Raw genomic sequence first — 6,806 nt, forward strand, 5'->3', positions numbered from 1 at the left:
AATCATAGAGCATGAGTCTCACTGACTTTCTTCCGAAGGACGTCAGCCTCACCATTGCGATGGCGCTCTGCGCCGTCGCTTTCGTTTCGGGCACCGCGCGCGGCTTCTCCGGCTTCGGCTCGGCGCTGATCTTCATGCCGCTGGCGAGCAGCATCGCGGCGCCGCGTCTGGTTGCCGCGCTGCTCCTCGTGATCGATTTCGTCGCGGCCGCGCCGCTGCTGCCTGACGCCTGGCGCAAGGCCGACCGCAAGGCCACCGCCGTGATCGTGCTGGGCGCGCTGGTCGGCGTGCCCGTCGGCACCTATTTCCTCAGCGTGCTCGAACCCGTCACGACGCGATGGATCATCTCCTGCTTCGTCGCCGCGCTGTTGCTTCTGCTGCTGTCGGGCTGGCGCTATCGCGGCAAAGACCACGCCTGGCTCTCGATCGGCATCGGCAGCCTCTCCGGCTTCTGTAGCGGCCTCGCCCAGACCGGCGGCCCGCCGATCGTCGGCTACTGGCTCGGCCGTCCCATCGCCCCGATTGTCGCGCGCGCCAACATCTTGCTGTTTTTTGGCGCGTCGGATTTTTTCTCGATGGTCAGCTATGCGACGACGGGCCTGATCAGCCGCGAATCGCTCGTGCTCTCGCTGATCGTCGGTCCGGTCTATGCGATCGGCGTCGCCTTCGGCGCGTCGCTGTTCGGCCGTGCCAGCGAAAAAGTGTTTCGCGCCATCTGCTACGCGCTGATCGCGATCGCGGTGGTCGCCGGGCTGCCGGCGCTGGATGGGGTGTTGCGGTAGCCATCAATTGTCGTCCTGGCGAAAGCCAGGACCCATTGCCCCGGTCAGTGTTTGTAGTGCGAGTTGGCGACCAAAAGTCTTCGCCAAACGACTTCCTGGGGTAATGGGTCCTGGATCTGCGCTGCGCTTGTCCAGGACGACGATGACTCAATTGCTCTGCTGCCGCGGCGCCCGCCGCTTCTTCGTCGACTGCGTCGGGACATCGGCCGGCTCGTCCTTGAGCGCGCCGATCTTGCGCAAGGCCGCGTCCGCGGCGCGCTCGCCGCTTTCCCAGGCGCCGTCGACGGTGCCCCACAGCGTCTCGTGCGTGGCTTCGCCGGCGAGGAACATGTTGCCGATTGGCTCCGCGAGGATTCTTCGCGAGAGCTGACCGCCGGGCGAGGCCGCCGACATCGCACCCATCACGAACGGCGAGGCGTTCCAGCGCGTCACGCCGGCTTTCTGCACGGCCGCGGCGACTTCGCTGCCGAACAGCTTCGTGATCCATTCTCTGGCGAAGGCCGTCATCGCCTTCTCGCCTTGCTGGGTGAGATCGCGGCCGAACGAGCCGCCGACATCGATCGAACACAGCGAGGATCCCCCGATATTGGCGAACATCAGCGCCGTGCGCGTCGAGTTGCTCTGCTCGATCAGGATGTCGTCGCGCGACAGGCCGAGCGGATTGCCCGGCAGTTGCAGCACGATGTGATCGTAGCTTCCGAGCGTGAGCTTCGATGCAGCATCGAGCGTGCGCTTGGGAATGTCAGGCCCAAACTTGATCGCGCCCGAAATCAGCACATTGGTCGAGACTGTGATGATGGCGGCGCGTGCGGCGATCTTGCCCGCCTGTGTCTCCACGCTGACGTCGCGATTGCTCCAGACGATCCGGCTCGCCGGCGTCGACAACGCGACCGGCGCCTGCTCACCGAGTTTGGCGATCAGGGTCCCCAGGCCCTGGCGGCAGGCGATCGCGGCGTTGCGATCCTGTGCCCGCGCCTTGTCGATCGCAGACAGCTCCTTCAGGTCCTTGCCGGCGAAGCTCGCGCCCAGCATGAACTCGGCCGCGCCGGCCCAATCACCGAGATCCTTCGGCAGCACCGAGGCGCAGGCGGTATCGAGCTTGCCGCGCGCGGCCTCGTCGATGGCGCGGTTGGCGCGCACCAGCGCCGCCAGGAACTCCTCGGTCTCGCCGGCCCGTGCGTTGCGGCGGCCGATGCGCATCTTCTGGCCTGACGGCGCCGGTAGAACGTCGAGCCCGGCGCTGCGCGCCAGCCGGATCATCGGATTGGTGTCGGGATTGTGCATCCAGCGCGCGCCGCGATCGAACGGCGTGTCGAAGGTGGTCGTATCCGTGATGCAGCGGCCGCCGATCTGCGACGCCGCTTCCACCACCACGACCTTGCGATTGGCCGCCATGATGCGCCGCGCCGCGGCAATTCCGGCCGCGCCCGCACCGATCACGACAATGTCAGCCTCGCGCGGCAGGGTCGCGGCGGTTGCGTGCAGGACTGGCATCGCGGCAAGGCCCGCCGACGCCGATAGGAAGCTGCGGCGCGTGATTGTCATGGCATGGTTTCCGGAGACTTGCAGCAAACGGGAACAGCTAGCGAACCTTGCCGTATCTGATGTTGCGCGGCAACCATCATGGTGAATCAATCGTGCTTGATGTCACGGAGCGATGAACCGAATTGCAACACGTTCCGACCATGGTAGAGAAGAGAAAAAGACGGCCGGAAAAGGCCGTGGGGGAGTTTTGAAATGGGGACGGTCCTGGATTCAGTCGGCAAGCTGATTGCCGCGTACCTCTCGAAGGAGGTGCCGGGCTATGAGCCGTTCACGCCGAGCGACCCCGAGCATCTGCGCGGCATCATGGAGCCCGGCGACGTGCTGCTGGTCGAGGGCAACAACCGCATCTCCGGCATCATCAAATATCTGACGCAGTCGACCTGGTCCCACGGCGCACTCTATGTCGGCCCGATCGAGGGCGCGGAAGAGCCCGACGGCGAGCCGCACGTGCTGATCGAGGCCAATATCGGCGAAGGCGTCACCTCCGCGCCGCTGTCGAAATATTTCCCCTATCACACCCGCGTCTGCCGCCCGGTCGGGCTGTCCTATGAGGACCGCACCACGGTCTGCCGCTATGCGATCAACCGCATCGGCTTCGGCTACGACACCAAGAACATCGTCGACCTGATGCGCTTTCTGTTTCCGCTGCCGATCCCGCAGCGCTGGCGGCGCCGCATGATCTCGATCGGCTCGGGCGATCCCACCAAGATCATCTGCTCGGCCCTGATCGCGCAGGCCTTCGACGCCGTGCGCTATCCGATCCTGCCGAAGATCACCAAGGCCGGCAGCCGTGCTGCCCGCCGCGAGATCCTGCATATCCGCGATTCCTCGCTCTACATGCCCCGCGACTTCGACATCTCGCCCTATTTCGAAGTCGTCAAACCCACCATCGTGCACGGCTTCGACTACACCGCCTTGCACTGGGCCGACAAGCAGAAGCCGCTCGAGGAGGTAGCCGGCACATTCAGTGTGTTTCCAGAAACGTTCAGTGCGCCGCCGCTCGTTCCTGAAGCGATTGACGAAGAGGCGCCGGTTCCGGCTGAAGAAGTGAGCGCGCATCCAGCGGAGATGGTCGATCGCATCACCGTCTCGGAACGCTTCCGGCGGCTGAAGAAGCTGGCCACGGACCGCCCAAGGCGGCGCGGTCGGGCGCGCGAGAGGGCGGCGTAGCCTCGACTGCCCTGCGTCGTCCTGGCGAAAGCCAGGACCCATTATCGCAGAGAGACGTTTGGCGAAGATTCGTCGTTCGGTACAGCTACCTGGCAAGCTCGATGGATTCCGCGGTATGGGTCCTGGCTCCCGTGCGCAATTGCGCACTAGGCCAGGACGACGCCAGAGGAAATATCGCGCATCCCTCTCCGCCATTGTGCGAGCGTCGCAAGGGAGCGACGAGCAGAACCTACCGCTCCGCCCGCCCGATCACCGCCATCAGCTCCGCGATCTTCTCGCGCTGGTCCGCCTTGTCGCCGCTCGCGATCGCATGCTCGACGCAATGGGCGACGTGATCTTTCAGAACCTCTTCCTCGACCCGGCGCAGCGCGGCGCGCACCGCCGAGATCTGCGTGACGATGTCGATGCAATAGCGGTCTTCCTCGACCATTTTCGAGAGGCCGCGAACCTGCCCCTCGATCCGGCCGAGACGTTTTCCGACAGATGCCTTGATGTCCTTGCGCATGCGGACTATATACCCCCCTAGGGTATCCCTTGCAAGGCCGGAGCGTGGCAATGAACGACGCGGAACACGAGCACCGTCACAAGCCGGAAACACATTCCGGATGCGGCTGTTCCAGTAAGGGGGCCCCGGTCGACAAGCCCGCGGCTGCGTCCTGCTGCGGCGCGCACGGCGATCACGCGCATGACCACGGCGCCGCGGCAAAAGTCCGCGATCCCGTCTGCGGCATGACGGTCGATCCCGCGACGTCCAAGCACCGCTTCGACCATCACGGCGAGACCTTCCATTTCTGCTCGGCCGGCTGCCGCGCCAAATTCGCCGCCGACCCCGCAAAATATCTCGCCAAAGAGAAGACACCCCAGCCCGAGATGCCCGCAGGCACGATCTACACCTGCCCGATGCATCCGCAGATCCGCCAGGCCGGACCCGGTACCTGCCCGATCTGCGGCATGGCTCTGGAGCCGGAAGTGGCAAGCCTGGAGACCGGCCCCAATCCTGAGCTTGCCGACATGACGCGGCGGTTCTGGATCGGCGGCGCGCTGGCGCTGCCGGCCGTCGTGCTGGAGATGGGCGGCCATCTCGCGGGCCCGCACAACTGGATCGATGCGACGCTGTCGAACTGGATCCAGCTCGTCTTCGCCACGCCCGTGGTGCTGTGGGCCGGCTGGCCGTTCTTCGTCCGCGGCTGGCAGTCGCTGCTGACGCGCAACCTCAACATGTTCACGCTGATCGCGATGGGCACGGGCGTTGCATATGTCTACAGCCTGATCGGCACCGTCGCGCCGCAGATTTTCCCTGCCACCTTCCGCGGCCACGAAGGCGCGATCGCGGTCTATTTCGAGGCGGCGGCCGTCATCACCGTACTGGTGCTGCTCGGGCAGGTGCTGGAGCTGCGCGCTCGTGACGCGACGTCGGGTGCGATCAAGGCGCTGCTGCAGCTCGCCCCCAAGACCGCACGCCGCATCGATACCGACGGCGGCGAGCACGAGGTCGAGATCGACGCACTTCATGCCGGTGACCGCTTGCGCGTGCGCCCTGGCGAAAAAGTGCCGGTCGACGGCGTCATTCTGGAAGGTCGTTCCTCGCTGGACGAGTCGCTCGTCACAGGCGAATCCATGCCAGTGACCAAGGAGACGGACGCGAAGGTGATCGCCGGAACGCTCAACCAGTCCGGCAGCTTCATCATGCGCGCCGACAAGGTCGGGCGTGAGACGCTCCTGTCGCAGATCGTGCAGATGGTCGCGGACGCGCAGCGCTCGCGCGCGCCGATCCAGCGTCTCGCCGACCAGGTCGCGGGCTGGTTCGTGCCGACGGTGATTGCGGTCGCGGTCGCTGCTTTCGCGGCCTGGGCCTGGTTCGGGCCGGAGCCGCGGCTGGCCTTCGGCCTCGTCGCCGCCGTCAGCGTGCTGATCATCGCCTGCCCCTGTGCGCTTGGCCTGGCGACCCCGATGTCGATCATGGTCGGTGTCGGCCGCGGCGCGCAGGCAGGCGTGCTGATCAAGAACGCCGAGGCGCTGGAGCGGATGGAGAAGATCGACACGCTTGTGGTCGACAAGACCGGCACCCTGACCGAGGGCAAGCCCAAGGTCGTCGCGATCGTGCCGGCCACCGGCTTTGCGGAAGACGATATCCTCCGCATGGCCGCCAGCGTCGAGCGCGCCAGCGAGCATCCTCTGGCCGATGCGATCATGCGCGCCGCAAAGGAGAAGCAGCTCGCGCTGGGCCAGGTCGAGCAATTCGATTCACCGACGGGCAAGGGCGCGACCGGCAAGGTCGACGGCAAAACCATCGTGCTCGGCAATGCCAGATATCTGACGTCGATCGGCATCGACACCCAAGCACTCGATGGCGAGGCCGAACGGCTGCGCGGCGATGGCGCGACCGTGATCAACATGGCGGTCGACGGCCGGCTTGCCGGCCTGTTCGCGATCGCCGATCCGGTCAAGGCTTCCACGCCCGAGGCCCTGAAGGCACTGGCAGCCGAAGGCATCAAGGTCATCATGCTGACCGGTGACAACCGCACCACGGCCGAGGCCGTCGCACGCCGGCTCGGCATCGCCGATGTCGAGGCCGAGGTGCTGCCGGATCAGAAGAGCGCGGTGGTGACAAAGTTGCAGAAGGCCGGCCGCAGCGTCGCGATGGCCGGCGACGGCGTCAACGACGCGCCGGCGCTGGCCGCAGCCGAAGTCGGCATCGCCATGGGCACCGGCACGGACGTGGCGATGGAGAGCGCCGGCGTCACGCTGCTGAAGGGCGATCTCACCGGCATCGTGCGGGCGCGAAAACTGTCGCAGGCGACGATGAGCAACATCCGGCAAAACCTGTTCTTCGCCTTCATCTACAACGCCGCCGGCATTCCGATCGCGGCCGGAATTCTCTATCCGACCTTCGGCGTGCTGCTCTCACCGATCATCGCCGCGGCCGCGATGGCGCTGTCCTCGGTCAGCGTCGTTGGAAATGCGCTGCGGCTGCGGGCAACGCGGCTGTGAGCGAGCGCCCTCTCTCTCGCACCGTTCACGAAACGCGGTAAGATGCGCGTAGTCCGGATTGCGCTTCGCTCCATCCGGGCTACCACATCATCGCCGAACGCGGCGTGCGTTATGGCCGCGTGGTGATGATCCCGACGGGGGACAGCGAAGCCGACGAAGGCACGCAAGCAGGCGCACCGGCATGAGTAGATTTGCCGCGCAGGCGGTGCGTTCCCCTCTCCCACAAGGGGCCTGTTGCGTAATCCGTCAATTGTGATTCTCTAAGGCAAAGCCTTGGAGGAATGACGATGGCGGTGAAGCAGACGGGGCAGCCGAGTT

5 protein-coding genes are annotated in these 6,806 nt (G+C 65.8%); 3 read left to right on the plus strand and 2 right to left on the minus strand.

The window, feature by feature from the left end:
* The first annotated feature begins 11 nt into the window (after positions 1–11).
* The gene (locus ABIB91_RS26205) at positions 12–782 is read left to right on the plus strand and encodes a sulfite exporter TauE/SafE family protein (protein ID WP_354168524.1); all 771 of its coding nucleotides are present in this window, start codon (positions 12–14) and stop codon (positions 780–782) included.
* 147 nt (positions 783–929) lie between these two features.
* On the opposite strand, the gene ABIB91_RS26210 is transcribed toward ABIB91_RS26205, so the two are convergent.
* A complete protein-coding gene (locus tag ABIB91_RS26210) occupies positions 930–2,327 on the minus strand; it encodes a flavin monoamine oxidase family protein (protein WP_354168526.1) in 1,398 nt (465 codons plus the stop codon).
* Positions 2,328–2,519: 192 nt separating this feature from the next.
* Between ABIB91_RS26210 and ABIB91_RS26215 the strand changes: the two genes are divergently transcribed.
* Positions 2,520–3,497 carry a YiiX/YebB-like N1pC/P60 family cysteine hydrolase gene (locus tag ABIB91_RS26215; RefSeq protein WP_354168528.1) on the plus strand — a complete coding sequence of 326 codons (978 nt, stop codon included), beginning with the start codon at positions 2,520–2,522 and terminating at the stop codon, positions 3,495–3,497.
* A gap of 229 nt (positions 3,498–3,726) precedes the next feature.
* On the opposite strand, the gene ABIB91_RS26220 is transcribed toward ABIB91_RS26215, so the two are convergent.
* Complete coding sequence (locus ABIB91_RS26220) at positions 3,727–4,002, minus strand: metal-sensitive transcriptional regulator (protein ID WP_007598521.1); 276 nt, start codon at positions 4,000–4,002, stop codon at positions 3,727–3,729.
* A 50-nt stretch (positions 4,003–4,052) separates the two neighbouring features.
* On the opposite strand from ABIB91_RS26220, the gene ABIB91_RS26225 reads away from it, so the two are divergent.
* Entirely contained in the window at positions 4,053–6,488 is a 2,436-nt protein-coding gene (locus ABIB91_RS26225; protein ID WP_354168531.1) for a heavy metal translocating P-type ATPase, read from the plus strand.
* Positions 6,489–6,806: the final 318 nt, after the last annotated feature.

This window comes from Bradyrhizobium sp. JR4.3, assembly GCF_040547695.1.
Classification (GTDB): Bacteria; Pseudomonadota; Alphaproteobacteria; order Rhizobiales; family Xanthobacteraceae; genus Bradyrhizobium; species Bradyrhizobium canariense.

Bases quoted from the DNA above. Each gene is read 5' to 3' on its own strand.
- ABIB91_RS26205 (WP_354168524.1), top strand. From the start codon at position 12: ATGAGTCTCACTGACTTTCTTCCGAAGGACGTCAGCCTCACCATTGCG.
- ABIB91_RS26210 (WP_354168526.1), bottom strand. From the start codon at position 2,327: ATGACAATCACGCGCCGCAGCTTCCTATCGGCGTCGGCGGGCCTTGCC.
- ABIB91_RS26215 (WP_354168528.1), top strand. From the start codon at position 2,520: ATGGGGACGGTCCTGGATTCAGTCGGCAAGCTGATTGCCGCGTACCTC.
- ABIB91_RS26220 (WP_007598521.1), bottom strand. From the start codon at position 4,002: ATGCGCAAGGACATCAAGGCATCTGTCGGAAAACGTCTCGGCCGGATC.
- ABIB91_RS26225 (WP_354168531.1), top strand. From the start codon at position 4,053: ATGAACGACGCGGAACACGAGCACCGTCACAAGCCGGAAACACATTCC.